Below are 3,690 nucleotides of genomic sequence, written 5' to 3'. Positions count from 1 at the left end.
AAGAGCGTTGCCCTGACGAATGGTATAACAGCGAATAGTCAGAATTAGTTTGTGCTTTTTTATGTAAAAATACTGATTTTTTTTATAAAGTTTATGCTTTTTGAGAATTAAATAACACAATCTTTATAAAAGTGTGCTTTTTTGTAAAGATTGTGCAAAGAAAAGGATTAGCCACTTGTGGGAAATTTGGGAGGCTCATAAGATGTAAACCAGATTCAGCTATTAAAAATATTTGAGTCTAAAGTCTAAAGTCAAAGCCAATTCCTTCATGCTCTTCAATCCTAAGTTTTCACTTTTGGGTAACTACAAATGGTAGCGCAAAACTTTAGCAATCAAAACCTGATCGGCAATAACTTTAGTGGACAAAACCTGAATGGTTCCACATTCTTCAAAGCCCGACTAGAAAACGTCTTGTTCACGCGCAACGCTCAAGGTATTTCCACTCAACTCAGAGGTACCAACTTTGAAGAGGCATTTCTGCTGAATGTAGATGCAACGAATGCCATCTTTGCTGCCAATACCAACTTTCAACCGGCGAATTTTTATAAAGCGACGTTAGAAAACGTTAATTTCAGTCGCGCAAACCTAACTGGAGTAAATCTGTCGCTGATCAGCACAAAATTCATCAACCTTTCCAACGCCAACCTGACCAATGCCATTCTCCATGAGGCCAATCTCAGCGGCGAACAGTCGAACCGACCGAACCTAAGAGCAGCAAACTTTACGGGTGCTGATTTCTATAAGGCGAATCTGAAAGCGGCTGACTTTACGGGTGCCAATTTGACGAATGCCAAATTCCAGGGTGCTGGTCTCGAAGGCACCTTGTTGATCAATGCGAACTTTACCGGCGCTCAATTCGACGCATCGACTAATTTCACAGACATTATCCTCAGCAACGCCATCTTTGACCTTGCCAACCTGAGTGGAGTTAATCTGACGGATACCGAGCCACCCGATGGATTGACAGGGACAACTTCTCGCTTTCGCGGAGCCAATATGACTGGCTTTAGTGCCGAAGATGTCAATCTGGCTGGTGCTGACTTCAGCGCCCATGCAAATGGTACGCGCACTCAAATGGGCGGTGCTAGTTTCGCAGATTCTGAGTTGAAAAACGCGAACCTGACTCAGGTGATTGCAGAAGGCATAGACCTGAAGGGTGCAGATTTGAGCAATGCAAGGATGGTTGGTGCCGATCTCAGCAATGCCAACCTGAGTGGAGCAATTCTCGTTGGCGCTAACCTGACGGGTGGAGTCCAGTTAGACAACGCTTTTATTGAGAAGAGTAATGTGGCTGGAGCCAACTTTACAGGGGCAAACCTGGCAGGCGCAAACCTGAAGGAGGCGGTTGGAGATCCCCTGACCAACTTTACAAACGCCAATCTGACAGGTGCCAGCCTGGAAGTGGGGAGTTTTATCGGTGCCAACTTCACTAATGCCAACTTAACTAATGCCAACCTGGTCAAAGCCAACTTCACCGATGCCACGATGGTCGGGGCGAACCTGACCGGGGTCAATGCAGTGGATGTCGTGGGTCTGACGATCGGGACTGGCAGTAACGACACCATAACTGGAACCAGCAGCAAAGATAATATCTTCGCGATGGACGGCAATGACTCCATCAATGGCGGTGACGGGGATGATTACCTGGATGGCGGCAGTGGTGCTGATATCCTGACAGGCGGCCCGGGCAATGATGGGTTGTTTGGTGGTGCGGGAAATGACACCCTCACAGGCGGTGGTGGGAGAGATACCATTTACTACCGCAGTGGTGATGGTTCCGATCGCGTTAATGGTTTCACCCTCGGAGCTAGCGGAGACATTCTATCCTTCAGTGCCATTGCAGCGATCGATGTGGTGCAATCTGGTGCGAACACTCTATTGCGATCGGGCAATGGCATTGCTGGTGATGCCGGTTTTGGCACAGGCGCGCTGTTGATCACCCTAGCCAACACTTCGTTTACGGCGGCTAATGTCAGCACCAATATCAGCTCGACCAATCGTCCAATCTTCCAGTTCTCGTAACCTCCTATCAAGTCCGAGCAATTCCCTCCGCTTCGCTGGACCCATAATGACAATGCTTTGACAGTAAGGCTTTTCGATATTTCTATTAAGGCGATCGACCGGAAATTATATCAACCGGAGTCTTTGTGATGATTTCTCGCGTTTTATTTTTCCTCTCCATGCCTTGGCACCCCCCTTTTCAACGTTGGAAAGGGGGGAAATGGTGAGGGTTGCCAGCGGTAACGAAGCACCGAATTCTAGGGTGCACTAATCACTTTTGTGCGATGTCGCCAGTTCACATAACACTACGACACACTTACATAACAACAGGAGAAAATTATGGCTACCAGAAATGGAACTCAAGAGTCCGATACTCTGACCGGAACCAATAACGCCGACATAATTCGCGGCTTTGGTAAGGAAGATCTGCTGTCTGGCTTAGGCGGTAACGACAGCATCTACGGTGGAGAGGACAAAGACACTATATATGGCGGTGCTGGAGTCGATCGCATCTTTGGAGAAAACGGCGAAGACGATCTATATGGTGAGAATGGTAACGACTTCCTCTACGGTGGGCTGGAGAAGGACACCCTGCATGGTGGAATCGGAGCCGATCAACTCTTTGGCGATTCAGGCGAAGACTCCTTGTATGGCGAGGATGGCAATGACACCCTGTACGGAGGATCAAATGCCAACGATGCCAACGATGGCAAAGATTACCTTGATGGTGGGGCTGGACAAGACCTAATCTATGTGGGTTTCGAGGACACAGGATTGGGCGGTGTTGGCGATGACACCGTTATTGGTGGCTCTACCGATGACGAACTCTACGGCGATGATGAAAAAGGCGAAATTTTTGGCGGTGCAGATTCCCTGGTTGGAGGCGCCGGGAACGACACCCTCTACGGAGAAGCCGACAGCTTAGTCGGTGGCGGCAACGATACCCTGGTTGGCGGCAACGGTAACGACACCCTCTACGGCTATGCCGGAAATGACAGTCTCGATGGTGGCGATGGCATTGACTTCCTCGATGGTGGCGCTGGCAATGACCTTCTCAACGGTGGCGCTGGCTCTAGCAGCCTTTACGGTGGCGCTGGCTTAGAAAACATCACGGGTGGCACTGAAGGCGACTTCATTGATGGCGGCGAGGACAATGACAACCTCAGTGGCCTGGGTGGCAATGACACTATCTATGGCGACTACGGAGTTGCTGAAACACTGGCTGGCAATGATGTCCTCAATGGTGGTGGAGGCGATGACTTCCTAGATGGCGGTGCAGGTGTTGACCGCATCATCGGTGGTGCTGGCATTGACCTGCTTTTTGGCGGTGAAGATGCGGAAACTCAAACCGCCCGCGACACGCTAACCGGCGGGGCTGACACCGACTACTTCCAGTTGCTGTTTACCGATTTTGAGCCCGAACCAATCGATCCCGGTGAGCCGATCGTTGCTGCTCCTGCTGGTGACTACATCGTTGACTTCGTGAAAGGGACTGACTACTTCTTACTGGAGGGGATTACCTTTGAGCAGCTATCGTTCCAGAACATCTCGCTGACAGTTAACGGGGCTGCTACTCCGAGCACTCGGATCTACGTCACGCCTGAAGCCGGAATTCCGATTTCTCAAGCGGAAACGCTAGCTGTGGTTCAAGGGGTGCGTCAATTTAACGCCTCGCATTTCGTTGAGGAA

Annotated in this window: 2 protein-coding genes; both read left to right on the top strand. The window is 49.8% G+C overall.

Annotated elements, in window-relative coordinates; all coding sequences use genetic code 11:
- Positions 1 to 309: 309 nt before the first annotated feature.
- A complete protein-coding gene (locus tag QUA47_RS30400; protein WP_333433559.1) occupies positions 310 to 2,022 on the top strand; it encodes a pentapeptide repeat-containing protein in 1,713 nt (570 codons plus the stop codon).
- Positions 2,023 to 2,340: 318 nt separating this feature from the next.
- Positions 2,341 to 3,690, top strand: a 1,350-nt coding sequence (locus tag QUA47_RS30395; protein WP_333433558.1) for a calcium-binding protein, incomplete at its 3' end; no start/stop codon positions are given.

Source organism: Microcoleus sp. MON2_D5, from assembly GCF_036701905.1.
Lineage (GTDB): Bacteria > Cyanobacteriota > Cyanobacteriia > Cyanobacteriales > Microcoleaceae > Microcoleus.
This window is presented reverse-complemented; position numbering and strand designations above follow the sequence as displayed.